The 24,896-nt window shown below is 62.3% G+C and carries 23 protein-coding genes; 16 read left to right on the forward strand and 7 right to left on the reverse strand.

Going from position 1 to position 24,896, the window contains the following annotated elements; all coding sequences use genetic code 11:
- Positions 1-104: 104 nt before the first annotated feature.
- On the forward strand, positions 105-1,022 hold the full coding sequence (locus E5X88_RS25285) for a PhnD/SsuA/transferrin family substrate-binding protein (protein ID WP_292166112.1): 918 nt from the start codon (positions 105-107) through the stop codon (positions 1,020-1,022).
- A 29-nt stretch (positions 1,023-1,051) separates the two neighbouring features.
- Here the strand turns inward: E5X88_RS25285 and E5X88_RS25290 are convergent, their stop codons facing one another.
- The 3 genes from E5X88_RS25290 to E5X88_RS25300 form a co-directional block, all read right to left on the reverse strand.
- A complete protein-coding gene (locus E5X88_RS25290) occupies positions 1,052-1,672 on the reverse strand; it encodes a TadE/TadG family type IV pilus assembly protein (RefSeq protein WP_292166114.1) in 621 nt (206 codons plus the stop codon).
- A gap of 36 nt (positions 1,673-1,708) precedes the next feature.
- Positions 1,709-2,266 (reverse strand): TadE/TadG family type IV pilus assembly protein, encoded by a 558-nt coding sequence (locus E5X88_RS25295; protein WP_292166116.1) that lies wholly within the window; start codon positions 2,264-2,266, stop codon positions 1,709-1,711.
- 151 nt (positions 2,267-2,417) lie between these two features.
- Positions 2,418-2,840, reverse strand: coding sequence for a pilus assembly protein N-terminal domain-containing protein (locus tag E5X88_RS25300; RefSeq protein ID WP_292166118.1), 423 nt, complete (start codon positions 2,838-2,840; stop codon positions 2,418-2,420).
- Positions 2,841-3,196: 356 nt separating this feature from the next.
- Here E5X88_RS25300 and E5X88_RS25305 point away from each other — a divergent pair, with 356 nt between their 5' ends.
- The 9 genes from E5X88_RS25305 (at position 3,197) to E5X88_RS25345 (ending at position 12,321) form a co-directional block, all read left to right on the forward strand.
- Positions 3,197-3,400, forward strand: coding sequence for a Flp family type IVb pilin (locus E5X88_RS25305; protein ID WP_292166120.1), 204 nt, complete (start codon positions 3,197-3,199; stop codon positions 3,398-3,400).
- A 158-nt stretch (positions 3,401-3,558) separates the two neighbouring features.
- Positions 3,559-4,077, forward strand: a complete 519-nt coding sequence (locus E5X88_RS25310) for a prepilin peptidase (protein WP_292166121.1) — start codon at positions 3,559-3,561, stop codon at positions 4,075-4,077.
- A 223-nt stretch (positions 4,078-4,300) separates the two neighbouring features.
- Positions 4,301-5,113, forward strand: coding sequence for a Flp pilus assembly protein CpaB (cpaB, locus tag E5X88_RS25315; protein ID WP_292166123.1), 813 nt, complete (start codon positions 4,301-4,303; stop codon positions 5,111-5,113).
- The gene (locus E5X88_RS25320; protein ID WP_292166125.1) at positions 5,110-6,639 is read left to right on the forward strand and encodes a type II and III secretion system protein family protein; all 1,530 of its coding nucleotides are present in this window, start codon (positions 5,110-5,112) and stop codon (positions 6,637-6,639) included. The genes cpaB and E5X88_RS25320 overlap by 4 nt, the downstream gene beginning before the upstream one ends.
- Positions 6,640-6,652: 13 nt before the next feature.
- Positions 6,653-7,396: a CpaD family pilus assembly protein gene (locus tag E5X88_RS25325; RefSeq protein ID WP_292166127.1), complete on the forward strand. Its 744-nt coding sequence runs from the start codon at positions 6,653-6,655 to the stop codon at positions 7,394-7,396.
- 34 nt (positions 7,397-7,430) lie between these two features.
- Complete coding sequence (locus E5X88_RS25330) at positions 7,431-8,714, forward strand: CpaE family protein (RefSeq protein WP_292166129.1); 1,284 nt, start codon at positions 7,431-7,433, stop codon at positions 8,712-8,714.
- Positions 8,715-8,743: 29 nt separating this feature from the next.
- Complete coding sequence (locus E5X88_RS25335) at positions 8,744-10,249, forward strand: CpaF family protein (protein WP_292166130.1); 1,506 nt, start codon at positions 8,744-8,746, stop codon at positions 10,247-10,249.
- Positions 10,250-10,278: 29 nt separating this feature from the next.
- Entirely contained in the window at positions 10,279-11,292 is a 1,014-nt protein-coding gene (locus tag E5X88_RS25340; protein ID WP_292166132.1) for a type II secretion system F family protein, read from the forward strand.
- 12 nt (positions 11,293-11,304) lie between these two features.
- Entirely contained in the window at positions 11,305-12,321 is a 1,017-nt protein-coding gene (locus E5X88_RS25345; protein ID WP_292166134.1) for a type II secretion system F family protein, read from the forward strand.
- Between the two features lie 92 nt (positions 12,322-12,413).
- Here E5X88_RS25345 and E5X88_RS25350 read toward each other — a convergent pair whose 3' ends face one another.
- Positions 12,414-13,235 carry a tetratricopeptide repeat protein gene (locus E5X88_RS25350; RefSeq protein ID WP_292166136.1) on the reverse strand — a complete coding sequence of 274 codons (822 nt, stop codon included), beginning with the start codon at positions 13,233-13,235 and terminating at the stop codon, positions 12,414-12,416.
- Positions 13,236-13,357: 122 nt separating this feature from the next.
- Between E5X88_RS25350 and E5X88_RS25355 the strand changes: the two genes are divergently transcribed.
- The 5 genes from E5X88_RS25355 to pdeM all read left to right on the forward strand — a co-directional run bounded on the left by E5X88_RS25355 (position 13,358) and on the right by pdeM (position 19,415).
- Positions 13,358-14,722: a M17 family metallopeptidase gene (locus tag E5X88_RS25355; protein WP_292166138.1), complete on the forward strand. Its 1,365-nt coding sequence runs from the start codon at positions 13,358-13,360 to the stop codon at positions 14,720-14,722.
- Between the two features lie 70 nt (positions 14,723-14,792).
- The gene (locus tag E5X88_RS25360; RefSeq protein ID WP_127317369.1) at positions 14,793-15,143 is read left to right on the forward strand and encodes a MarR family winged helix-turn-helix transcriptional regulator; all 351 of its coding nucleotides are present in this window, start codon (positions 14,793-14,795) and stop codon (positions 15,141-15,143) included.
- 29 nt (positions 15,144-15,172) lie between these two features.
- Positions 15,173-16,033: an NlpC/P60 family protein gene (locus tag E5X88_RS25365; RefSeq protein WP_292166140.1), complete on the forward strand. Its 861-nt coding sequence runs from the start codon at positions 15,173-15,175 to the stop codon at positions 16,031-16,033.
- Between the two features lie 120 nt (positions 16,034-16,153).
- A complete protein-coding gene (locus E5X88_RS25370) occupies positions 16,154-18,700 on the forward strand; it encodes a ligase-associated DNA damage response DEXH box helicase (protein ID WP_292166142.1) in 2,547 nt (848 codons plus the stop codon).
- Position 18,701: 1 nt separating this feature from the next.
- Entirely contained in the window at positions 18,702-19,415 is a 714-nt protein-coding gene (pdeM, locus tag E5X88_RS25375) for a ligase-associated DNA damage response endonuclease PdeM (protein ID WP_292166144.1), read from the forward strand.
- 6 nt (positions 19,416-19,421) lie between these two features.
- Here pdeM and E5X88_RS25380 read toward each other — a convergent pair whose 3' ends face one another.
- The 3 genes from E5X88_RS25380 to E5X88_RS25390 are packed head-to-tail and all read right to left on the reverse strand — an operon-like array spanning position 19,422 to position 24,034.
- Complete coding sequence (locus tag E5X88_RS25380) at positions 19,422-20,357, reverse strand: DmsC/YnfH family molybdoenzyme membrane anchor subunit (RefSeq protein WP_292166146.1); 936 nt, start codon at positions 20,355-20,357, stop codon at positions 19,422-19,424.
- A gap of 15 nt (positions 20,358-20,372) precedes the next feature.
- Positions 20,373-21,107 carry a 4Fe-4S dicluster domain-containing protein gene (locus E5X88_RS25385; protein ID WP_292166148.1) on the reverse strand — a complete coding sequence of 245 codons (735 nt, stop codon included), beginning with the start codon at positions 21,105-21,107 and terminating at the stop codon, positions 20,373-20,375.
- Positions 21,104-24,034: a molybdopterin oxidoreductase family protein gene (locus tag E5X88_RS25390; RefSeq protein WP_292166150.1), complete on the reverse strand. Its 2,931-nt coding sequence runs from the start codon at positions 24,032-24,034 to the stop codon at positions 21,104-21,106. The genes E5X88_RS25385 and E5X88_RS25390 overlap by 4 nt, the downstream gene beginning before the upstream one ends.
- Positions 24,035-24,307: 273 nt before the next feature.
- Here E5X88_RS25390 and E5X88_RS25395 point away from each other — a divergent pair.
- Positions 24,308-24,896 (forward strand): LysR substrate-binding domain-containing protein (locus tag E5X88_RS25395; protein ID WP_292166152.1); only part of this gene is annotated, 589 nt, incomplete at its 3' end.

The following is a 24,896-nucleotide window of genomic DNA, read 5'->3' on the forward strand; positions in this document are numbered from 1 at the left end:
GCGCCGCCATTGGCAATTCGGAACCAGGCGGCTTGGCGCGATAGTTGAGATGTGGCGAAATGCCTGCTTATGCACGGATCGACGAAAAAACGGATGGGATTCACATGGCGCGCGCCTTGAAGGCCTCTGCAGCCGTCATGACGATACTGGGCGTGTCCTGGTCAAACCCGGTACGCGCCGATTGGCGGGACGACATCGGCACGTTTCGTGTCGGCATCGTCGCCGAGCCCGGCACCGGTGGCACGGTTCCGGGTCTGGCGCTGCTGACGGATGCCTACACCAAGGCGCTCGGCATGAAGGTGGAGTTTGTCGTTGCCCGCGATTACGCGGCGCTGATCGACGCGCAGGCCGACGCCCGCGTCGACTATGCGATCTATTCGGCGATGGCCTACGCCACTGCCTCCGAACGCTGCGACTGCGTAGAGCCTCTTGTGGCGCCTGTCGATTCCGACGGCGCGATCGGCATCCGTTCCGTCCTGCTGAGGCGGGATGGCAAGGTCCCCGATCTGGCCGCGATGGAAGCATATCGGGTCGCCATGGCGCCTCCCGACAGCGTCGGCGGTTCTCTCTTGCCGCTTGCCGGGCTGGCCGCCGAAGGCGTTAAGGTCCCTGAGAACGCGCCATTTCTGACGCACGCCAGTTCGGCTGCGGCAGCTGAAACGATGCTGGTCGAAGGTGAGGCCGATGCCATGTTCGGCTGGATGCCGGCGGTGGCCGACGGCCAGCCTGAAGTTCCGGGCGGCACGGCGGCAAGGCTGGAAGTGGCAGGGCTTTCGAAAGCAGCGCTTCAGGTCGTGTGGACGTCCGGCCTGCTGCGATACGGTCCCCATGCTGTCCGCAGCGACCTCGACCCCGAGGCCAAGCGTCGGCTCACCGTGTTCCTCACCAATCTCAGATCGATGACGCCGGATGTCTACGATCTTCTGGAATCGAAACATTCCGGCGGCTTCGCCGTTGCCAGCCCAAAGGATTACGCGATGGCGGCGGCCATGGTGCGTTTTGTGTCAGGCAACGGTCGATAGCAATGGCGATCGGGTCGGAAGCGGTCGTTTCAGCAGGAGCCGCAGGGAATCGTCGGGCTTCTGCGGGGCCTGAGATAATAGGTTTCGCCCATCGATATCGTGTCGAAGGCCGAACTCAATCCAAGCCGCTTCTCACTGTCCGCCGACCAGGTGATGATCGGCTTGTATGCGAGATTGCCTTCGACGCGAATGAGAAAGGTGCCTTTGATTTCGAGCGCCGGTGGAACCGTGGTGACGGAGTTCTTGGCGGCGCCGGCGCTAAAAACACCGCCGACCATCTTGCGTGACCACACGACCAGCACCTTCGGCGTCGTTTCGTTGGTGACCTCTATCGCGGTGATGGTGATTTCCGGGGTCGATCGATTGTAGGGCTGAAGGCTGGAGTTGCCGATCTGCATGATCGCATCGAGTTCGGCTGCCTCGATGGTCTGCCGCTGGGTGACGAGATCCGCCACCATGCTGCCGACGCGGCTGACTTTCTTGCTGGTCTCGATGGCTTGCGAGGCTTCCATGGTCATGAAGTACATGATCAGCAGTACAGGCACGATGAAGGCAAACTCAACGGCTGCGACACCGCGGCGATCGCGGCAGAACCGGATTGCTTTCGTGCAAATCCCGGCGATCCTCCTATGTGCCCCCGCACGCCCCATGCCCTCGTCCTTTCCCACCCACGCAACGGTGCGTTTTCAGTTGTCGAATGGCTCGTTCTGCCAGGTTACCGATGTAAAATGCAGCGTGTTGCCGTCTTTCAGATTGGCCATCGACTTGGCCATGAAATCGGTCATGACCGGCCATTTGTAAAAAACCCGCAGCATGTTTATTGATTCAGCCAATCCTGGGGATACCGTAAAAGTCGCGGGGTTCGTGCCCGTCAGCACGATTTCGCGGTCCTGTATCTTGAAGCCCGCCTTGGCCGCATCGGCAAAGGTCGGATATTCGCGCAGATCCACCTCCAATCCGGGGCAGTCCTTGGCGACCATGATCTCCAGCCGGCTGCAGATCATGTCCTTCAGCGTGGCCTCGGTCATGTCGGCCCTTCTTATCTGGCCCGTCCGCAGTTGGCGCGCGACGTCGTCAGTGATGTTGGCCATCACCTCCTGACCGGCAAATGAAATGCAGCTCTCCAGGATGGCAAAGACGAGGAGCGCAAACGGCACCGCAAGCATCGCGAATTCCAAAGCGGTGCTGCCGCGCCGGTCGCCAAGGAACCGCGCGGAAAAGCTCGCTCGTCCTGCTTTGCTCATGTCCCGTCTCTACCGATCCTGAAGGGGTGTCGGAGGGAACATTAGCGGAAACCCATTGAAGTGCGGTTTGGATGATCGTTAAGTTCGACGGGAAGGTTTTAACCGGCCGATAACCGAGGCGGCATTTTGGCGAGCGACACGGCCCAGCCGCCTACCGGCCGGCGCTCATCTCGGCTTCGGAGACCTTCTCCGCATCGCTTTTATACGAGCTCTCGCAATACGGCGTGCAGGACATGGTCTGTATTTCGGCACGTCGATAGATGCGCACCGACGACGCGTCCTGTCGCACCACGGTGACCTGCTCGTCGACGATCGGCTGGCCCTCCTGATCGAGGACGACGAGGTTGGTGACGCCAAAGCCCTTGCCCGTCAGCACGATCGTCGAAGCATCCTGCACGGAGGCGTCGGCGATCGCCGGATTGCCGATGACGATCGTGTCGGCGGCGCGCGACAATTTGACGATCTTCGCCTGGTTCATCGTGACCTCGATGCCGGCGCCAGCATTGGCCGGCGCGACGAAGGCTGCGGCGGCAAGAAGCGCGGCAATCGGAAATGACGATCTCGGCCCGGTCATCGAAGCGCTCCACGGCGGCAAACTGCTCAACGGAACATGAACGAGATTGGTGAACCAACGGTTAAGCGGATGGGATCGATGGATGATGCCAGGATCGGCATCGTGATCGCCTGGAGCGGGCCACCCCGTTTTTCGAATCGGCAAATTGCGCTTTTCGCGGCCTTTGACGAGCCTGTCGGGCTCCTGGACGTCATTTAGTTTACGGTTAACCACGCAATGCATTCGAAGCGGGAAAGGAATCGGTAAGGCTGTTTATTAAGCCGATCGAAAGAGCTTCTCCATAGATTGGCAGCATCCGATCAGCCGCCAAGAGAAGTTGACGGAATTGCTGTAACACGTGGAGTAGGAGCTCTCAAATGTCTAATCTCATTGCACGTTTTGTGAAAGACGAATCCGGCGCGACCGCCATCGAATATGGTCTGATCGCCGCCCTCATCGCACTCGCCATCATGGTCGGCGCCGGCGCGCTGGGCAATAGCATCAACGACAAGTTCGAGAATATTGCCGACACCCTCAATAACGCCGGCACAACTACGCCTGCCCCCGCCCCCACCCCGTAATAGACAACGACGTTCAGTTGTTTTCCAGGTACAGGGCCGCCGCGCTGGCGGCCCTTTTCCAATCGTACCGCGCGATTTTGAAATTTCGGCCTCATCGATCGTTAATCGAACATGCCTAGGCTGGGACCAGGCACAGTTTGACCACAGGCGCCACGCCCATGCTTGAAGCCCTGATCTTCGTCGTCTTTCCGTTCTGCATGCTTTTTGCCGCGATCTCCGACATGCTGTCGATGACGATCGCCAATCGCGTGCCGGTGCTGCTTGTGGCTGTCTTCGCCCTGGTCGCGCCGTTGACTGGCATGGACTGGGCAACCTATGGCTGGCATTTCGCGGCCGGCGGCCTGGTTCTCGCCGTGACCTTCGGTCTGTTCGCGCTCGGCGGCATGGGAGGCGGCGACGCCAAACTGCTGGCCGCCACCGCCATCTGGATGGGACTCAATGTCCATCTCATTCAATATCTCGTGGTCTCGACATTCATCGGTGGGCTGCTGACGCTCGCCATTCTCGTCTATCGGAAATCGCCGCTTGCAGCCATTACAAGCCACAACCCATTCTTACGCCACTTCGCCGACGAGGCGACCGGCGTCCCCTATGGCATCGCGCTCGGCATTGGCGGGCTGCTCACCTTTCCGAATTCGCCGTTGATGGCGTGGGCACTCGCAAGGCTGGCGGCCTAATTCCCGCCGCCAACCTTCCCTCGTCAGACCAGCCTTCCACACTCGGATTTGGCGTTGCAAAACAGGCGGCCTAGCCGCCTTTTTTATACGCCGGCCGGATCGTTCCAATTTATGTAAACCTTAAATTAATCACGATCGTAAGTATTAAATTAACCTTGTTTTGACGATTGCCGCTGCAAGGTCCGGCTTGGCTAGGTGGTTTGCCAAGGCGAGGTTCGGACGAATGCCAGCATCCCGACTGATCATTCTGAGCGTGGCGGTGGCCGCGGCGGGTGGCGCAGGATATGTTGCGAAAAATATGGTGGCGGCTCCGCCGCCTCAAATCGTCGATTCCGGCCCCGAGGCGCCGGCAATCGCGCTGCAGGACGTCCTTGTCTTGTCCGGCGACGTTCCGATGGGCAGTCCACTCGAAAACAACATCAGATGGCAGTCCTGGCCGGCCGACGGCATCAACGCGAATTTCATCACCCGCGCCGCGGAGCCCGAAGCGCTGGAGAAGCTGAAGGGCGGCGTCGCCCGTGTGGCGATGTATGCCGGTGAGCCGTTGCGGCGCTCCAAGCTGATCGGCGAGGGACAGAGCTTCATGTCGTCGATCCTGCCCTCCGGCATGCGGGCCGTCGCCACAGCCGTATCGGCCGACACTTCGGCCGGCGGCTTCATTCTTCCCAACGATTTCGTCGACGTCATCATGACCCGCAGGTCTGATGCCGGGAACGGCGGCAGCGGTTTTACGACTGAAACCATCCTCAAGAACATTCGCGTCCTGGCGATCGACCAGACCATCCAGGAGGACGAGGAAGGCAAGAGGACTAGGGTCGGCCAGACCGCCACACTGGAATTGACACCGCAGCAGGCGGAAATCATCACCGTCGCCCAGCAGATGGCCGATCGCCTGACATTGGCGCTGCGGTCGATCAACGACACCCAGGAGAAGAATCTGGGCGAAGCCGATTATCTCGTTTCCGGCAATGGGCGGCGCGGAACAGTACGATTGATCAAGTCTGGCGAAGTTTCCGAAGTGGGGGCAAGGCAATGAGGCTAAACGCTAGACTGCCGGTTACCCTGGCTGCGGCAATCGGCCTGTTTCTTCTTGGAACGAATGCGCATGGCCTCGTCGAGGCGAATGCGGCAGGCAAGAATGCCGAGGTGTCGGCCTCGACCGCCACCCAGCGCGTCAAGCTCGGTCTCAACAAATCGGTTGTCATCGAGCTGCCGAGCGATGCCTATGATATTCTCGTCGCCAACCCGGCGGTCGCCGATGCGGTGACCCGCACCGCCAGGCGCATCTATCTGTTCGGAAAGGCGGTGGGCGACACCAACATCTTCGTCTTCGGCCCCAATGGCGAGCAGATCGTCAGCCTGGATCTGGCGGTTGAACGCGACGTCGCCGGACTGGAAGACTATATCAGGCGCTTCATCCCGTCATCGACCATCAAGGTCGAATTGCTGAACGACAACGTCGTCCTGACCGGAACCGTGGACACGCCCCTGGATGCCAAGCGCGCAGTCGATCTGGCGACCATCTTCGTGTCCGGCGGTGAAGCGACCACGGGACAATATTCGCAGACCGCCTCCGGCGGTTCGGCCGAAGCCGGTGTCGACATCGACAATCCGGATTCCGAGCGTCGCGTCAGCAAGATCGTCAACCTTTTGCAGATCATCGGCGACGACCAGGTGACGCTGAAGGTGACGGTCGCGGAAGTCAGCCGCTCGGTGATGAAGCAGCTCGGCGTCAACATGATCGGCGACGGCAGCAGCAACGGCATCAGCTGGAGCGCGATCAGTGACAACTTCACAGGCTTGGGCAAGCCGCTGTCGAACTCGGGCTTCAGTATCGGCACATCGACGCTGCAGGCGTACATCAACGCCATGGAACAGTCCGGTGTCATGAAAACGCTGGCCGAGCCGACGTTGACTGCCGTGTCCGGCGAGAAGGCAACCTTCAGGGTCGGCGGTGAATACAACCTGGTAAGCGGCGTGACGTCGAATGTATCCGACGACAACCAGACCGGCCAGAGGACCTATTCGGTCGAGACGATCGAATACGGCATCGGCCTGGAATTCCAGCCGGTGGTGTTGTCCCCCGGCCGTATCAGCTTGAAGGTCAGGACATCGGTTTCCGAGCCGACGACCGAGGGGTCTGTGTCTTTTTCCAACGGCGGACAAAGCAGCGGTATGAATGCCTTGTCGCTCCGTAAACGCTTGGCCGATACGACAGTGGAACTGCCTTCCGGCGGCTCAATGATGATCGCCGGCCTTGTCCGCGACGATCTCAGGCAAGCCGTCAACGGCTTGCCTGGCCTGACCAAGATACCGGTGCTCGGCACGCTGTTCCGCAGCAGGGACTTCGTCCGCAACGAGACCGAACTCGTCATCATCATCACGCCCTACCTCGTGAAGCCGGTGGCGCGCAATGCGCTTGCCAAGCCGGACGACAATTTCAACGCCGCCAGCGATGGCGCCGGCATGTTCCTTGGTCGCGTCAATCGCGTCTACGGCACCATGCAGACCGATAAGCCCAACGGCCGCTATCACGGCGTTGTCGGCTTCATCTACAAGTAAACGGGGAAGCGACATGTCCCAGTCAGCGTTGAAGGCAAGCACGATCACCGCAGCGATGCGGTCCGGCCGTTCGCGGATCTCCCGGCCGGCCATTACGGTCCTGGCGGTTGCGGTCGCGGCATTGCTGGCGGGCTGCGCCAACCTCAAACGGGACAGCATCACGGTCGGCGCTGTTCCGGACGACTATCGCACCAACCACCCGATCGTGATTGCGGAGAAAAACGAGAAGATCGACCTTCCGGTGGGCGCCGGCGATCGCGGCATGACCAAGTCTCAGCGCGACACGCTTCTGGGTTTCCTGGACGGGTACGACAAGAGCGCCGCTCCGACCCTGACGATCTCGATCCCGAGCGGTTCGGCCAACGAGATCGCCGCGACCGCGGCGGGTCGCGATTTTGCCAGGCTGGCGATTGCCAGCGGCATCAGCCGGAACCGGATCGTCATGACCACCTACCAGTCGGCTTCGGCCGAAGCGTCCGCGCCGATCCGCGTCGCCTATGTCTCGGTGAAGGCCCAGACCGATAGATGCGGGCGCTGGCCCGAAGATCTGCTGCAGACGTCGGAAAACAAGCACTATGCCGATTTCGGCTGCTCTTATCAGAACAATCTTGCCGCCCAGATGGCCAATCCGGCCGATCTGATCGGGCCGCGCAAGCAATCCGATATCGATGCGGAAAATCGCGGCGAGGTGATCGACATCTACCGCCAGAGAGGCATTTCGGACGAGTTCCTGGGCAATTCGGAAGTGGATTATTGAGCTTGGGCCGCGCAAGTCACGGAAAGAAATGACGATGAGCAATCTTGCCTACGACACAGGGGTGGATGGCGGCGAAATCTCGCAGCAGGATATCGCCGCCATGCAGGCGTTGCGGCCGGTTCCGCGCATTTCGATCCAGGCATTTTGCGAGACCGAGGGCGTTGCCGGTCCGGTCGAGCGCGCCGGCGAGGATCGCCGCATGGCAAAGGCCCATCTGAAGGTCCATATGGGCGGCATCGCCACCGCCATCGAATTCTATCAATCGGCACCGACACCGAACCTGATCCTGCTGGAATCGCGCAGCGAGCCGACGCAATTGCTGGAGCAGCTCATGCAGCTCTCCGAATATTGCGATCCGACCTCGAAGGTCGTGGTCATCGGCCACTATAATGATGTCGGCCTTTACCGCGAGCTCATCCGGTCCGGCATTTCCGAATATGTCATCGCGCCGGTGTCGATGGCCGACATCGTCAGCGTGATATCGTCGATTTTCGTTGATCCGGAAGCCGAGCCGATCGGCCGCTCGATCGCCTTCATCGGCGCCAAGGGTGGCGTCGGCTCCTCGACCATTGCCCACAATGTGGCCTGGGCGATGTCGTCCCTGTTCAAGTCCGAAGTGGTTGTCGCCGATCTTGACCTGGCTTTCGGAACGGCCAACATCAATTTCGATCAGGATCCGGCACAAGGCATTGCCGAGGCCGTCTTCTCACCGGAACGCGTCGACGAGGTCTATCTCGATCGGCTGCTTGCCCAGTGCGCGGAGCACCTGTCGCTGCTTGCGGCGCCTTCAACGCTCGACCGCGTCTACGATTTCGATCCCGATGCCTTCACGCAGCTTATCGATATGGCCCAGCGCAGTGTGCCGCTTCTGGTGCTCGATGTCCCGCACATCTGGGCAGGCTGGACCAAGAATACGCTGGTCAAGGCCGACGACATCGTGATCACGGCGACGCCGGAACTGGCCAATCTGCGCAACACCAAGAATCTGGTCGACATGTTCAAACGGCTTCGCCCGAACGATCCGCCGCCGAAGCTGATCATCAATCAGGCCGGCGTGCCAAAGCGTCCGGAGATCGCGTCATCCGACTTCGCCGACTCGCTCGGCCTGTCACCGATGTCGGTCATTCCCTTCGAGCCGCTGCTGTTTGGAAACGCCGCCAACAACGGGCGCATGCTCGGCGAAATGGATGCCAAGAACCCGATCGTCGGCACAATCAACGAGATTGCGCATGTGCTGACCGGACGCAGCGAAATCAAGGTAAAAAAGAAGGCGAGCCTCGGCAATTTCCTTGGCAAGCTTTCGCGCAGCAAGAAGTGATGCTTCCGTAGCGGAGTTGGTACTCGATCATGTTTGGTAAAAGAGGCAGCGACGACGGCAGCCGGTTCACGCCGGAATTCCGTCAGCCGGCACCCGCGCCTGCCGCAAACCCTGTGGAAACGGCGGCTCTTGTCAAGCCCGCGCCGCCACCATCCGGCACGATTGGCGCGTCTGCTGCGCCGCCGCCCGTGCGCCGTGCGGTCGAGGCGCCGCCATTGGCGCCGGAGCCAAAAAGGCTCCAGCGCGAGAAGAGCGAAACCTACTACGACACCAAGAGCCAGGTCTTCTCCGCGCTCATCGACACGATCGACCTGTCGCAGCTTGCCAAGCTCGATCCCGAAAGCGCACGCGAGGAAATCCGCGATATCGTCAACGACATCATCGCGATCAAGAATTTCGCGATGTCGATCGCCGAGCAGGAAGAACTGCTCGAGGATATCTGCAATGACGTGCTGGGTTACGGGCCGCTGGAGCCGCTGCTAGCCCGCGACGACATCGCCGACATCATGGTCAACGGTTCCAAGAATGTCTACATCGAGGTCAACGGCAAGGTCGAGCAGACCGGCATTCGTTTCCGCGACAACCAGCAGCTCCTCAACATCTGTCAGCGCATCGTCAGCCAGGTTGGCCGCCGCGTCGATGAATCGAGCCCGATTTGCGACGCACGCCTTCCCGATGGTTCCCGCGTCAACGTCATCGCGCCGCCGCTCGCCATCGACGGCACCGCGCTCACCATCCGCAAGTTCAAAAAGGACAAGCTGACGCTCGATCAGCTGGTCAAGTTCGGCGCCATTTCGCCGCACGGCGCCGAGATTCTCAAGATCATCGGCCGCGTCCGCTGCAACATCGTCATTTCAGGCGGTACCGGCTCGGGCAAGACGACGCTGCTCAATTGCCTGACCAACTATATCGACCGCGAGGAACGCGTCATCACCTGCGAGGATTCGGCCGAGCTGCAATTGCAGCAGCCGCATGTCGTGCGTCTGGAAACCCGCCCGCCCAACCTCGAGGGCGAAGGCGAGGTGACCATGCGCGATCTGGTCAAGAACTGCCTGCGCATGCGGCCCGAGCGTATCATCGTCGGTGAAGTGCGCGGACCTGAAGTGTTCGATCTTCTGCAGGCGATGAACACCGGCCATGACGGCTCGATGGGCACGATCCACTCGAACAGCCCGCGTGAATGCCTGAACCGTATCGAATCGATGATCGCCATGGGCGGCTACACGCTGCCGCAGAGAACCGTGCGTGAAATCGTGGTCGGTTCCGTGGACGTGATCATCCAGGCTGCACGCCTGCGTGACGGATCGCGGCGTATCACTCACATCACCGAGGTGATCGGAATGGAGGGCGACGTCATCATCACGCAGGACATCGTCCTCTACAATATAAAAGGCGAGGACGCGAACGGCAGGCTGCTGGGTGAGCACGTGTCGACAGGCATTGGTCGCCCGCATTTCTGGGAGCGCGCCCGCTACTATGGTGAGGAACAGCGCCTCGCCAATGCGCTCGAGGCGATGGAGAAGCGCGCTGACTGATGCGTTTGGAGGCGTAGGGGCCAGGGTCGATGTTCGGAATTGACGGCACCGTATTGGCATTCATCGTGCTCGCCGGCTTCAGCGCCGGCGCAGTCGCCTATGCTCTTTTGTTCAACCGGATTAGCACCGAGAAGCAAGTCGGCAGGCGGCTTGAGACGATCAAGACCGCAGAGACGGATGGTGCCGTCGTCAAGGCCTCGCGTGATCGCGTGGCGGAAGCGGCCAAGCGGCGCAAGTCGGTCCAGGATTCGCTGAAGGATCTTGAGCAGAAGCAGAAAACCAACCAGCGCGTCGTCAAGAAGCCGCCATTGAAGGCCCAGATCCGTCAGGCGGGCATGAAGGTCTCGCTCGAGCGCTTCTATCTCTACTCGGCCGTTTGCGGTGTCGTCCTGACGTTTCTTGTCTATTTCATCGGCGCACCGCTGCTTATCTTGCCGGGTGTTCTGCTGGTCGGCGCCCTCGGCCTGCCACGCTGGTTCGTCTCGTTTTGCCGTGCACGCCGGGTCAAGGCGTTCCTGAACGAATTTCCGAACGCGCTCGACATCATCGTGCGTGCTGTCAAATCCGGCCTGCCGCTGAATGACGCCATCCGCCTGATCGCCAACGAATCTCCCGAACCGGTCAAGACCGAGTTTCGCCGCATCGTCGATTCGCAGCAGATGGGCCTGTCGATTCCCGACGCCAGCCTCCGCATGGCCGAAACGATGCCATGCACGGAGGCGAGCTTCTTCGGCATCGTCATCCAAATCCAGTCACAGGCCGGCGGCAACCTTTCCGAGGCGCTGGGCAATCTTTCGCGCGTGCTTCGCGACCGCAAGAAAATGAAAGCCAAGGTCCAGGCGCTGTCCATGGAGGCGAAGGCGTCCGCCGTGATCATCGGCGCCTTGCCTTTCGTCGTCGCCTTTCTCGTCTACCTGACAAGCCCGAACTACATCATGCCATTGTTCACCACCAGCGTCGGCAATCTGATCCTCGGTTGTTCAGCGGTCTGGATGTCGATCGGCATCCTGGTGATGCGCAAGATGATGAACTTCGAAGTTTAGGATTGAGATGGCATGACCGACCAAGTCGTCAAAACCCTTACGGATCCGGCATTCCTGATTGCCTTGCTGGTCGGCATCGCGGTGTTTGCGACCGTCTTCACGCTGCTGCCGGCCTTTGGCGGAAACCAGCTCAAGGCGCGCATGAAATCCGTGGCGCTGGAGCGTGACGAACTGCGCGCCAAGCAGCGTGCGCGGCTTGCCGTCGAGGCCGATCGCCGCCGCAAGGGCCTGCGCGAGGAACAGTCGATCGGCATGCGCAATATTGTCGACCGGCTGGACCTGAGGCGCGCCCTGGCCGATGAAGGCACGTTGCAGAAACTCAAAGTGGCGGGCTTTCGCGGGCAGAATCCGCTGACGCGGTTCCTTTTCTTCCGTCTGGTCCTGCCCTTTGTCGGCTTCGCGCTGGCCGCGATGTATGTGTTCGTGCTCGGAGGATTGTCCGAGCAGCCGCCTCTCATCAAATTGTTCGTCTGCGTCGTCGTCGCCTATGCGGGTTTTTACGCGCCGGTGCTCTATGTCAACAACCGCGCCACCAAGCGCAAGCAGTCGATCCAGATGGCGTGGCCGGACGCGCTCGATCTGATGTTGATCTGCGTCGAATCCGGCATGTCGGTGGAGGCGGCGTTTCGTAAGGTCGCCGACGAGATCGGCTCGCAATCGGTGGCACTTGCGGAAGAGTTCATCCTCACCAATGCTGAACTTTCCTACTTGCAGGAACGCAAACAGGCTTACGAGAACCTTGCAAGTCGCACCGGCCTGGAGTCGGTCAAGTCGGTGTCGCAGGCGCTGGTCCAGGCCGAGCGCTACGGCACGCCGGTGGCGCACGCGCTGCGCGTGCTTGCCGGCGAAAGCCGCGACATGCGCATGAACGTCGCCGAGAAGAAAGCAGCGGCCTTGCCACCGAAGCTCACCGTGCCGATGATCCTGTTCTTCCTGCCGGTGCTGTTCGCCATCATTCTAGGCCCTGCAGGCATCCAGGTGAGTCAGCGCGGCGTCTTCGGCGATCAGTCGAGATCCAGCAGCGAGTAGCCTCGCCTAGGCGCCAATACACGCGAAAGCCGCGGTGCTGATGCAACGCGGCTTTGGCATTTTCGGCATATCGAATGAGTGTTGGGGGGCGGTCAGTTGGTGGCAGGCTTCGCCTTGTCCTGGTCCTTGAGCTGGCTCCAGGCATTCTGCTGGGCGAGCATCTGGCGAAGGTAAGCCACGTTCGCCTGCGCCTGTTCGGTCGAGAGCTCCTGCGAGGCGATCTTCTCGGCCTCGTCGAAGCGGCCCTGCAGGCCGACCACCAGCGCCAGGTTCTGGCGGACGCGGCTGTCGGCGTTCGGCTGCTGGGCGGCCGAGCGCATATAGGTCTCTGCCGTGCGCAGATCGCCTTCCAACAGGTAGGACATGCCGAGATTGGAAAGGATCGAAGGTTCGTTCGGCTTGAGGTCCAGCGCCTTGCGGTAATTCTGGCGCGCTTCGTCTCTCTGGCCGAGCTGGTCGAGAATCGCGGCTTCCGCCGACACCAGCTTCCAATCGGGATATTCCGGAGTCTGCGCGCGGCGCACCGCGTCGAGCGCCGGCTCGAACTGGCCGTTGGCAGCGAGCGCCTTACCATAGGCGGCGAGCACGTCGCGGTCCTTCGGCAGGGCGATCGCCAGCTTGCGCATTACGGCGAGCGACTGGTCGGCGTCCCCATCCATCTGCAGCGCCGCTGCATAGTTTGTCGCGATCCGCTTGTCGTTCGGATTCTTGGCGTAGGACTGACCGAGCGCGATCGTCGCGTTGTGCAACTCGCCGGCCGACATGGTTTCCAGCGGCTTGCCGCTGGTGCGAGAGATAGAGCCGGTCGTCAACTTGCTGGTCCCGCAGCCGGCAACGCTGGCCGCGAGCGCCATTGTGAACGCTGTGGTGATCAGCCGCTTTCCCGTGGCGTTCATCATGCGTTTGATCGACATCGGCACCGGACCCTCCAGTCGTAGGCGTAGCCATTGAACGGCCATCTTCCCTCCCGCAGAAATATTCTGTTAACCCTAACGGATAGTTAAGAAACGCCGACTCGGAAGCCGGAGACCACTGAATGCCTGTCGAACTCGTTGAGAAAAAACTGAAGGCCGCGCTACCGGTCCATTTGGTTGCGAAGGACAGACTGGAGGCAGCAGGCCTGGCGCCCTCCACGCTAGCCTGGGCCAGGGCCAACGGCTTTTCCGGCGAGGCGGGCAGGACGCTGGTCGTGCCTGGCGAAAACGGTGCGGTTGCCGGGGCGCTGTTCGGCATAGGCGACAGCGAAGGCGCACTTGTTATCGGCACGCTGGCGAGAGCCTTGCCGGAAGGCGACTGGCATTTCGCCTCGGCGCCCGCCGAACCGGAGCTCGGGGCCATCGCACTGGCGCTCGGCGGCTATGTTTTCACCCGCTACGGCAAGAAGCCCGGCAAGGCGCTGCGTTTTTCGCTGCCGTCCGGCGCCGACGCGGCGCGTGTTCGCAGCATCGCCGACGGCGTCTTCCTGACGCGCGATCTGGTCAACACGCCGACCAACGACATGGGACCGGACGAGCTGGAGAAGGCGGTCCGGACCCTGGCCAGGACTTACAAGGCCGAAATGTCGGTGACCAAGGGCGACGACCTGCTCAGGAAGAATTTCCCGATGATCCATGCGGTCGGCCGCGCATCGGTCGGTGCGCCGCGTCTGATCGACATGATTTGGGGGCCGAAGAATGCACCGAAGGTGACGCTGGTCGGCAAGGGCGTCTGCTTCGACACGGGCGGTCTCGACATCAAGCCGTCCTCGGGTATGCTTTTGATGAAGAAGGACATGGGCGGCGCCGCCAACGTCCTGGGCCTCGCTTCGATGATCATGGCCGCCGGGCTGAGGGTCCGGCTGCGCGTGCTGATCCCGGCGGTCGAGAATTCGATTGCCGGCAACGCCTTCCGGCCCGGCGACGTGCTGGTGAGCCGCAAGGGCATCACTGTCGAGATCGGCAACACCGATGCCGAGGGTCGGCTGGTGCTGGCGGATGCCCTGTCGCTGGCCGACGACGACGAGCCGCAGTTGCTGATCGATATGGCGACCTTGACGGGGGCTGCTCGCGTTGCGCTCGGTCCCGACCTGCCGCCCTTTTACACTGGCGATGAAGCGTTGGCGTCCGATCTGATTGCGGCTTCCGTCGCGGTCGAGGACCCGCTGTGGCGCATGCCGCTATGGCGGCCCTACGACGCAAAACTGTCCTCGAAGGTTGCCGACATCAACAACGTCACGTCGGACGGGTTCGCCGGCTCGATTACAGCGGCGCTGTTCCTGAAGCGCTTCGTCGAGAAGACCGCCGCCTGGGCGCATTTCGACATCTTCGCCTGGAACCCGTCCGATCGCCCGCATGGGCTGGCTGGTGGCGAGGCGCAAGGCATCCGGACATTGGAGCGGGTCATCTCGAACCGTTACGCCTGACGTTCCAAGGCACCACAACAGGCCTCAGGACTGAAACGGAACCGAAACAATTTGCCGTCATGCTGGCCGGATGTCGATTTCGATGCGTCCGAGCCAGGCTTTGCGACTGTGGCAGCAGGTGATGCTGTCGCAGGTGCGCGACGACGCGCCGGACCTCACCATGCGCCAGACGGCGATCCTGTTCACCATCTATCTCGACCCGCCACCGCATACCGTGCGCGGGCTCGCCGCCCGGCTCAATGTCACCAAGCCGGTGATCACCCGCGCGCTCGACACAATGGGTGCGCTGAAGCTGGTGTCGCGCCATCGCGACGAACTCGACAAGCGCAATGTGCTGGTCAAGCGCACCGTCGAGGGCGCACTCTTTGTCGAGCGCTTCGGCGATGTTATCATCGCCAAAGCCCAGGAACTGCCCATCTGACCGAACCGCCCTTCTGAAGAGTTGCCGATTTGACCGCCAGGGATGCTCGCCTTCACGCCTTTCGTTCCGATCTCGCCGATGCCAGGCTGAAAGGCGAGGTCGCCGCCGACCGCTTTGTCGCCGGCCGGCCAGCGCGGATTTCAGCGTCCGTGGCCGATATGCGCAAAGCGCCGCGCCCGGATGCTGGCGTCAACACGCAAGCCCTGTTCGGCGACGACGTCCTCGTCTTCGAGAACGTTGAGGGCTGGGCCTGGGTCCAGGCTGAGCACGACGGCTATGTCGGCTATGTCGCTGACACGGTGCTGGACGGGCGGTATCATGCGCCGACCCACATCGTCTCGGTGCCGCGCACCTTCCTCTATCCGGGACCGGATCTGCGGTTTCCGGTGAGTGGGCAACTGTCGATGGGATCCGCGGTGACGGTGACGGGCGCTGCTGAAACACGCGGCACGCATTATGCGTTGCTGCCGTCCGGCGAGGCGATCATATCGGGCCATTTGCGGTCTGTCGCCGAGGCTGCCGCTGACTATGTCACGGTCGCGGAGACGTTCCTCGGGACACCCTATCTATGGGGCGGCACTTCCGGTTTCGGCATCGACTGTTCCGGCCTTGTGCAATTGTCGATGCGCATGGCCGGCAAGAACGTGTTGCGCGATTCCGATATGCAGGCGGCGACCATCGGTGAGCCGCTCGAACCTGGGCCAGATTTTGTCGGACTGCGGCGCGGCGACCTGGTGTTCTGGAAGGGCCATGTCGCGATCATGACCGACGCAAAGACCATGATCCACGCCAACGGCCACACCATGCTGGTGTCGCGAGAGGGGCTCAAGGAAGCCGTAGCTCGCATCGGATTTCTCTATGGCGGGCCGACTGGGTTTCGACGGCCTTAGGACGCAAACCTTCCCTTCTCCCCTCGCAAGCCCTCATAAGGGGAGAAGGAAGAAGACGCTCGATCACCTTTTGTTCCGATTCTTCTTGGCGATTGCGCGCCGTCGCGCTACCTCTGGCGCGTGACAGAACAGCCGCGCCTTGCCGAACAGAATGCAGCCGTGCACTTGCCCGAGCCGTTCCTCAAATGGTTCGCGGAAAAGGGCTGGTCGCCGCGCGCCCATCAGGTCGAATTGCTGGCGACCGTCCAAGCGGGGCAGTCGGTCTTGCTGATCGCGCCGACTGGTGCCGGCAAGACGCTGGCCGGGTTCTTGCCCTCGTTGACCGAGCTGGCTGGCCGGCCAAGGAGAAAGCCGGGGCAGGCGCGTCGCGGCATCCACACGCTCTACATCTCGCCGCTGAAGGCGCTGGCCGTCGACATCGAGCGCAATCTCGGCAAACCGGTGGAAGAGATCGGCCTGCCTGTCACCATCGAGACGCGCACCGGCGACACGCCCGCGCATAAACGCCAGCGGCAAAAGCTGGTGCCGCCCGACATCCTCCTGACCACGCCCGAGCAACTGGCGCTGCTGATCGCGGCATCCGACGCCAGGCGTTTCTTTGAGGATCTGCGCTATGTCGTGCTCGATGAATTGCATTCGCTGGTGACGTCGAAGCGCGGACATCTTCTGGCACTCGGCCTGGCGCGGCTGCGCAGCTTCGTGCCCGGCCTGCAGACGATCGGGCTTTCCGCTACCGTGGCTGAGCCCGACGAATTGCGCCGCTGGCTGGTCGGCCAGAATCCACCCGAAATCTCAACAAAGCCCGCGATGGCCAGTCTGATCACCGTTGCCGGCGGTGCCAAGCCCGACATTTCCATCCTCGACTCGGAACAGCACGTGCCGTGGTCCGGACACTTGGCTCGCTACGCCATTCCCGAAATCTACGAGGCGATCAAGCGCCATCGCACGACGCTCTTGTTCGTCAACACCCGCAGCCAGGCCGAGCTGCTGTTCCAGGAACTGTGGCGGGCAAACGAGGACTCTCTGCCGATCGCCTTGCATCACGGCTCGCTCGATGTCGGCCAGCGCCGGCGGGTTGAAAAGGCGATGGGCGAGAATGCGCTGCGCGCCATCGTCGCCACCTCGACGCTCGATCTCGGCATCGACTGGGGCGACGTTGACCTGGTCGTGCATGTCGGTGCGCCGAAGGGTGCGAGCCGGCTGGCTCAACGTATCGGTCGCGCCAATCACCGCATGGACGAACCGTCCAAGGCGATCCTGATTCCCGCTAACCGCTTCGAGGTGCTGGAATGCCGGGCAGCACTCGACGCCAACTATCTCGGCGCGCAGGATACGCCGCCTCTGATTGATGGCGCGCTCGACGTGCTCTCGCAGCACGTGCTGGGCAGCGCCTGCGCGGCACCGTTCGACGCCGACCTTCTGTTTCAGGAGGTGCGGAGTGCCGCGCCCTATGCCAGGCTGGAACGCAGCACCTTCGACCGTGTCGTCGACTTCGTCGCCACCGGCGGCTATGCGCTCAAGAGTTATGAGCGCTACGCTCGTATTCGAAAGACGAATGACGGGATGTGGCGCGTCTCGCACCCGCGCATCGCCCAGCAGTATCGGCTGAATGTCGGCACCATCGTGGAAATGCCGGAGCTGAACGTGCGCTATGTCAGGCAAGGGCGTGGCCTTGCCGGGCGGGGCGGTCCGGTGCTCGGCAAGATCGAGGAATATTTTGCCGAGACGCTGCGCATCGGCGACAGTTTCTTATTTGCCGGCAAAGTTCTTCGTTTCGAGGGCATCCGGGAGAACGAGTGCGTCGTCTCCAATGGTGCCGGCGCCAACATCATCGTGCCGTCCTACGCCGGTGGCAAATTCCCGCTGTCGACCTATCTCGCCGATCAGGTGCGCGGAATGCTGGCCGATTCGAATCGCTGGCGGGCGCTGCCCGAACAGGTGGCCGACTGGTTGAGATTACAGAAGGAAAAATCGGTGCTGCCCAAGCGCGGCGACCTGCTGGTCGAGACCTTCCCACGTGGCAACCGGCACTACATGGTCGCCTATCCATTCGAAGGGCGGCTGGCGCACCAGACACTCGGCATGCTTTTGACGCGGCGGCTGGAGCGGGCCGGTGCGCGGCCGCTCGGCTTTGTCGCCACCGATTATTCGCTGGCCGTCTGGGCGCTGGACGACATGGCATCGCTGTTCAAGGCCGGGAAGCCTTCGCTGGCTGCCTTGTTCGACGAGGACATGCTAGGCGACGATCTCGAAGCATGGCTGAACGACAGCTGGATGCTGAAGCGTACCTTCCGCACCTGCGCGGTGATCGCCGGACTGATCGAGAAGCGCTTCCCAGGGCAGGAGAAGAGCGGGCGGCAAGTGACGGTCTCGGCCGACCTGATCTATGACGTACTGCGCAGTCACGAGCCTGACCATATCCTGCTGCAGGCGACGCGGACGGATGCCGCGGCCGGACTGCTCGATGTCAGCAGACTTGCCGAGATGCTCTCGCGTGTCCGCGGTCGAATCGTGCATAAGCACCTTGAGCAGATTTCGCCGCTCGCCGTGCCGATCATGCTGGAGATCGGCAAGGAATCGGTGAACGGCGGCGCCAACGAGACGCTGCTGATGGAGGCGGCTGATCTGGTCGAGGAGGCCATGGGTCCGGGAATGAGCTTGGTTTGATATGAATTTCGCGGCGAGGGCATCGACATTCGCGGAAGCCGATCGGGTCGGCATCGCCGATGAGCGCGCGGTCTGCGATCCGCGTGGCGTGCTCTACTTCCCCGAGTTGAGATTGCTGGCGGTGTCGGACCTGCATCTGGAAAAGGGCTCGTCCCTGGCACGGCGCGGCGCGCTGATTCCGCCTTACGACACCGGCGCGACATTGCTGCGTCTGCAGGCGGTGATTGCCGATTATCAGCCGGCGATCGTCATCAGCCTTGGCGACAGCTTTCACGATGGCGGCGGCGCCGAGCGCATGCATTCGAGCTTCCGCGAACGACTGGAAGGGCTGATCGCCGGCCGCGACTGGTTCTGGGTCGCCGGCAATCACGACCCTGACGCGCCGGCCGATTTGCCCGGCGAGACGGTGCGCGAACTGGCCGTCGGTTCCCTGGTCTTCCGGCATGAGCCTTCGGCGGTGAGGGTGGAGGGCGAGGTCGCTGGCCATCTGCACCCTTGCGCCCGCATCGTGCAGCGCGGCCGCTCGGTGCGGCGACGCTGCTTTGCCGGCGATGGCGGCCGCATGATCATGCCGGCCTTCGGCGCCTATACCGGCTCGCTCAATGTGCTCGACCGCGCCTATGCCGGGCTGTTTCGCCGCGAAACGCTGATGGCCTACATGCTCGGCACTGAGCGCATTTTTGCGATCTCCCATGCGATGCTCAGGCCCGGCTGAGCGGCTCTACCTGCCGTAATAGAGGGTGACAGTGTGCTTCGCTTCGGCGAAGAACAGCCAACGTTCGACCAGCATGCCGGCGAACTGGACGATTGCTGCGAGTGCCGACAGCACCGCCGCATAAGGCCATGGCAAGGCGAACGCGGCAATCAGCAGCAAGGTGGGCAGAGCGAAGGCCAGCACTTGCGTGATCTGGCGCAGCCGCGCCTTGTGCTTGCGCGCGATGCGAAAGCCCATTTCCTTGAGCAGGTAGTTTTCCTCGGTGTGCGGCCATTCCAGCGATCGCACCGTACCATGGGCCAAGCCCGTCGCGGTGTTGGCGGTTGTCGGGATCTCCAGCCTGTCATTGTATCGCCAGGTTGCCAGTTTCCAGCCCCAGCCGAGCAAGGTCAGCAGCACGGAGACCGCCAGAAGGGTGTTCGAGCCGATGGCAAAACCCTGCAGCAGCGCATTCAAAAGCACGCTGCCGGTCATCGCCGAAAAGATCAGATAGCCGGGCAGAGTGAAGCGGCTGTGCCACTGGGCGATCGGCTTCAGCGAGGCGTAGATCATACCGGTGGTACAGACGGTGACGACCGCGCCGATGGCAGCCAGCAGCCCGGCGATGGCCATCCAGCCGTCCGTGCGACCGAGAAACACCCAGCCGACGGCGAACAGCCCAGCCGGCACGAAAGTGGCGACCGACGCAACGCCTTCGCGTGACAACCATGAGCTGCGCCATTGCGAGAAGGCGCGCCAGGCGCGTTCTGGCCGGCCGAGATGGCCGGCCGACGACAGCAGGCCGGCCAAGATCAGGCCGAGCGCCAGCCCCATGCCGACGAGGCCGAACCAGAAATCGGGCGGGACAAATCCCTGTCCTGCCAGCACGCCGAGCAGCGCGAGCAGGCCGTAACCGGCGCCCGTGGCGGTGGTGAAAAAGACGACGGAGAAGGCTGGATGCATGAGGCGGGTTGCTGGTCAGTTCGAAAGCATGCGGTCGACCCAGCCGAGGAAACCGCCTTCGGCCCGCACCGGCTCGAGCGCCGGAGCCGGCACCGATGCGGCGCGCTGCGTGTGGGCGCGCGGTGGCAGGTATTTGTTGGTCGGACGATAGCCGAGTTCGGGCATCAGGTCGACGCCGCTACGCTCGACCACCAGTCGCGAGACCGCAGATTCCGGATCGCCGAGATCGCCGAAATGCCGCGCGCTGGTTGGACAGGCGGCGACGCAGGCCGGCACGCGATCTTCTTCGGCGAGGTTGTCGTTATAGATGCGGTCGACGCACAGCGTGCATTTCTTCATCACGCCGATATCGGTGTCGAATTCGCGCGCGCCGTAGGGACAGGCCCAACTGCACAATTTGCAGCCGATGCACTTGTCCTCGTCGACCAGCACGATGCCGTCCGAGGCGCGCTTGTAGGAGGCGCCGGTCGGGCAGACGGTGACGCAGGCCGGCTGTTCGCAATGCAGGCAGGAACGTGGGAAGTTCACGGTGCGCCCGCCCATCTCGGTGGTGTGCTCATAGCTGTGCACGCGATTGAACCAGACCCCGTCGGCATTGCCGCCATAGGGATCGATGTCGGTCAGCGGCGCCATGTGGCCGCCGGTATTCCATTCCTTGCAGGCGGTGACGCAGGCCTGGCAGCCGACACAGGTGTCGAGGTCGATGACCAGGCCGAGCTTCTTGTCGGTATGGGCGGGAAGGCAGGTCATTCGGCAGCTTCTCTTTTCATGCGGAACTCGGCGCCAAAACTGAGCTTGTCCGGCGAAGGCTCGAAACGCGGCGGCTGCTGGAACCGTTCGAACCGTGGCTCCGTGAAGCCGGCTTCCTCAGCCGCGCATTTGACGATGCGCACGCGCAGGTCGAACCATGCCGCCTGGCCGGTAACCGGGTCCGAATTCGAATAGCGCTTGCCATTGGCGTCAGCGGAAGTCTGGTCGCCGATGATATGGTTGAGCAGGAAGCCGCGATTGGATTCGGCCGCGTCGTCCTTCAGCCCCCAACTGCCGCGCCGCTTACCGATGGCATTCCACGTCCACACCGTGTCTGCGTTGACGCCGTCGATCAGCTTGATCTGTCCCTTGACCTTGCCGTTGATGCTCTCGATCCAAACCCAGTCGTCATCGACAAGCCCGAGGCTTGCTGCCGTTCGATTGTGTACGAACAGCCGGTTCTGGCTGGTGATCTGCCGAAGCCAGGCGTTCTGCGAGCCCCAGGAATGATACATGTGCATCGGTCGCTGCGTTAGCGCATGCAGCGGATAGGTCTGGGTGTCGACAGTGGCTTCCTCGAACGGCGCGTACCAGAACGGCAGCGGGTCCATATAGGTCTCGATGCGGCCACGCTCCGCCTCTGGCGGCAGCATCCGTCCATGGCCGCGCGCGGCAAGGCGAAACCGCTGAATCGGCTCGGAATAAAGCTGGAAGACGATCGGCTCTGCTTTCGGGATGAAGCCCATGTTCTCGGCAAAGGCGAGATAGGAGCGGTTGGCCATCTTGTAGTAGCGCTGGTCATCAGCGAAGTCGTGGTGCCAGAAGCCGCCATTGTCGATGTAGCGCTGAAGCTGATCGGGATTGGCTTCGCCTTTGCCGATCGCGTTTCCGTCCTTGCCGCGCCAACCGGCGAGTGGGCCGATGCCCGGCGTGCGCTCGTGGTTGACGATGTAGTCGGCATAGCCGTGGTATTTGGCCGAGCCATCGTCGTCGACGAAGCCGGGCAGGCCGAGCCGTGCGCCGAGCTCTATCAGCACCGTCTGGAATGGCCTGACGTCGCGGTCCGGCTCGACGACGGGATGGCGGATGGCGTCTCCCGGCCCGTCGGCATGACTGATCGGCCGGTCGAGCAGGCTGATGCAGTCATGCCTCTCGAGATAGGTGGTGTCGGGAAGCACGAGATCGGCGAACGGCACGGTCTCGGAATAATAGGCGTCGGAATAGATGATGAAGGGGATCTTGTACTTGCCGGCCTCGTCGCTGTCGGTCAGCATCGCCATCGTCTCGACGGTGTTCATCGAGGAATTCCAGGCCACATTCGACATGTACATCATCAGCGTGTCGATCCTGTAGGGATCGCCGGCCCAGGCGTTGCGGATGACCGTGTGCATGAGGCCATGTGCTGCGAGCGGCGCGTCCCAGGAATAGGCCTTGTCGATACGGATCGGTGTGCCGGCGTCATCGACCAGCAGATCGTCCGGGCCGCAGACAAAGCCGAGCGGCATACCCTCCAGCGGCATCATCGGCCTGACGGTCTTGCCCGCGGGCTTCGGTCCCGGCGGCGCCGAACGGGGATAGGGCGGCTTAAAGCGGAACCCACCCGGCACGTCCACCGTGCCGAGAAGCACCTGGAGCAGGTGGATGGCGCGGCAGGTGTGAAAACCGTTCGAATGGGCTGAGATGCCGCGCATCGCATGCATCGAAACAGGCCGCCCCTTGATCGTCTCGTGGCGGCGGCCGGCCCAGTCGGTCCATGCCACCGGCAGCTCGATCGCCTGTTCGAAAGCGACATGCGCCAGTTCGGCAGCGATCCGGCGGATGGTGTCGGCTGAAATGCCGCAGCGTTCGGCGACCGCATCGGGAGAATAGCTCTCGTGCAGATAGCGGTCGGCGATGAGCTGGAAGACCGGCACGCAGCGGCAGCCATCGATCGTGAAGCTACCGGTCAGCGCCGGTTTTGCATCGGTATCGGTGGCGCTGACGGGCACTTTCGCCACCCTGTCCCAGGCCAGCGGATTGCCGTCACTGTCGCGCACGAACAGGCCGTCATCGGCAACATCCGGCTCCTGGATGACGAGCGCATGGGCGTTGGTGTAGCGCAAGAGATAGTCGAGGTCGACGCGGCCGGCCTTCAGCAATTCGTGGATGAGGGCGAACACGAACAGGCCGTCGGTGCCGGGCCGGATGCCGATCCAGTCATCGGCAATGGCGTTGTAGCCGGTGCGGCACGGATTGATCGAAACCACCTTGGCGCCGCGCGCCTTGAGCTTGCCGAGGCCGATCTTGATCGGATTGGAATCATGGTCCTCGGCAACGCCGAACAGCATGAAGTATTTGGTGTTGTCCCAGTCGGGCTCACCGAATTCCCAGAACGAGCCGCCGATCGTGTAGAGGCCGCCGGCCGCCATATTGACCGAGCAGAAGCCGCCATGGGCGGCGAAATTCGGCGTGCCGAACTGGCTCGCCCACCAGCCGGTCAAGGATTGCGACTGGTCGCGGCCGGTGAAGAAGGCGAGTTTCTTCGGATCGGTCCGGCGAATTTTCAAAAGCCGCTCCGTCGCGATCGAGAAGGCTTCCTCCCACTCGATTTCACGGAATTCTCCCGAGCCGCGCGGACCTGTGCGCAGCAAGGGCTTCTTCAGCCGGGCCGGACTGTAGTGCTGCATGATGCCGGCGCTGCCCTTGCCGCAGAGCACGCCGCGATTGACCGGATGATCCTTGTTGCCATTGATGTAGCGGACCTTGCCATCCTTGATGTGGACGTCGATGCCGCAGCGGCAGGCGCACATATAGCAGGTGGTCTTGGCGATGCTGTCGGAGACATCAGGCGAAGTATCGACGCCGTCGCCCTCGTCGGGCGCGCGCGTGTCGGCTAGCGGCCGTTGGGACGGTGCGGAATTGGCGCCGCGCAGCGGTACTTGGCTCATGATCTGCTTTTTTGGTCCGAGTATTTGGCTCGCGTTTTTGGCCCGGGGCCGCGCATGTAGTGCTCTTCCGGGTGATAGCGGTCGCCGGCAAACCGCCGCCTGAGGCCGCGGGTCCAATGGGCAAACAGGGATTTGAACCGCCCGATCACTTTCTACCCTTCGCGGCCTGGTCGCGATATTTTTCCAATTTCGCGCAAGAACTTAGAATAAAACAATCGATCCGTCTAACAAGTTGCTCTTGTAATTCCGATCGAATTTGCTTCTTAATCAGACATGACCCTGGACCAATTGCGGATCTTCGTTGCTGTCGCCGAACGAGGGCATATGACCAAGGCGGCCGAGTTGCTGGGTATTTCCCAGTCGGCGGCGTCGGCCGCCATCCGCTCGCTCGAACACCAGCATGGCGTCCAGCTGTTCAACCGGGTCGGCCGCAACATCGAGCTTGCGCAGACCGGGCGCCGGTTCTTGCCCGAGGCCAAGGCCGTGCTCGAACGGGCGGCTGCCGCCCACAATGTGCTGGAGCACGTCTCGCAGACGATCACCGGCAGCCTTTCGATCGCCGCCAGCCAGACCATCGCCAGCTACTGGCTGCCGCGCCGGCTGGCCTCCTTCCACGAGGCCTATCCCGCCGTCAGGCTGAGCGTGACCATCGGCAACACCAGACAGGTCGAGACCAATGTCCTCGACGGCACGGCGGATTTCGGCCTGGTCGAGGGGCGCACTGAATCCGATATATTGCGGCGCGCCAAGGTCGGTGTGGATCGCCTGATGCTGGTCGTGGCGCATTCGCATCCCGAGATCGCTGAAGTCTCGCGCGGGCATCCCGATATCAAGGGACTTCGCTGGATCATCAGGGAGGGCG

Source organism: Mesorhizobium sp. (assembly GCF_004962245.1).
Classification (GTDB): domain Bacteria; phylum Pseudomonadota; class Alphaproteobacteria; order Rhizobiales; family Rhizobiaceae; genus Mesorhizobium.

Coding starts and splice junctions, on each gene's coding strand:
- E5X88_RS25305 (WP_292166120.1), top strand. CDS start 3,197: ATGTCTAATCTCATTGCACGTTTTGTGAAAGACGAATCCGGCGCGACC.
- pdeM (WP_292166144.1), top strand. CDS start 18,702: ATGAATTTCGCGGCGAGGGCATCGACATTCGCGGAAGCCGATCGGGTC.
- E5X88_RS25335 (WP_292166130.1), top strand. CDS start 8,744: ATGTTTGGTAAAAGAGGCAGCGACGACGGCAGCCGGTTCACGCCGGAA.
- E5X88_RS25390 (WP_292166150.1), bottom strand. CDS start 24,034: ATGAGCCAAGTACCGCTGCGCGGCGCCAATTCCGCACCGTCCCAACGG.
- E5X88_RS25345 (WP_292166134.1), top strand. CDS start 11,305: ATGACCGACCAAGTCGTCAAAACCCTTACGGATCCGGCATTCCTGATT.
- E5X88_RS25295 (WP_292166116.1), bottom strand. CDS start 2,266: ATGAGCAAAGCAGGACGAGCGAGCTTTTCCGCGCGGTTCCTTGGCGAC.
- E5X88_RS25310 (WP_292166121.1), top strand. CDS start 3,559: ATGCTTGAAGCCCTGATCTTCGTCGTCTTTCCGTTCTGCATGCTTTTT.
- E5X88_RS25330 (WP_292166129.1), top strand. CDS start 7,431: ATGAGCAATCTTGCCTACGACACAGGGGTGGATGGCGGCGAAATCTCG.
- E5X88_RS25355 (WP_292166138.1), top strand. CDS start 13,358: ATGCCTGTCGAACTCGTTGAGAAAAAACTGAAGGCCGCGCTACCGGTC.
- E5X88_RS25285 (WP_292166112.1), top strand. CDS start 105: ATGGCGCGCGCCTTGAAGGCCTCTGCAGCCGTCATGACGATACTGGGC.
- E5X88_RS25340 (WP_292166132.1), top strand. CDS start 10,279: ATGTTCGGAATTGACGGCACCGTATTGGCATTCATCGTGCTCGCCGGC.
- E5X88_RS25380 (WP_292166146.1), bottom strand. CDS start 20,357: ATGCATCCAGCCTTCTCCGTCGTCTTTTTCACCACCGCCACGGGCGCC.
- E5X88_RS25320 (WP_292166125.1), top strand. CDS start 5,110: ATGAGGCTAAACGCTAGACTGCCGGTTACCCTGGCTGCGGCAATCGGC.
- E5X88_RS25300 (WP_292166118.1), bottom strand. CDS start 2,840: ATGACCGGGCCGAGATCGTCATTTCCGATTGCCGCGCTTCTTGCCGCC.
- E5X88_RS25290 (WP_292166114.1), bottom strand. CDS start 1,672: ATGGGGCGTGCGGGGGCACATAGGAGGATCGCCGGGATTTGCACGAAA.
- E5X88_RS25385 (WP_292166148.1), bottom strand. CDS start 21,107: ATGACCTGCCTTCCCGCCCATACCGACAAGAAGCTCGGCCTGGTCATC.
- E5X88_RS25350 (WP_292166136.1), bottom strand. CDS start 13,235: ATGTCGATCAAACGCATGATGAACGCCACGGGAAAGCGGCTGATCACC.
- E5X88_RS25360 (WP_127317369.1), top strand. CDS start 14,793: ATGTCGATTTCGATGCGTCCGAGCCAGGCTTTGCGACTGTGGCAGCAG.
- cpaB (WP_292166123.1), top strand. CDS start 4,301: ATGCCAGCATCCCGACTGATCATTCTGAGCGTGGCGGTGGCCGCGGCG.
- E5X88_RS25325 (WP_292166127.1), top strand. CDS start 6,653: ATGTCCCAGTCAGCGTTGAAGGCAAGCACGATCACCGCAGCGATGCGG.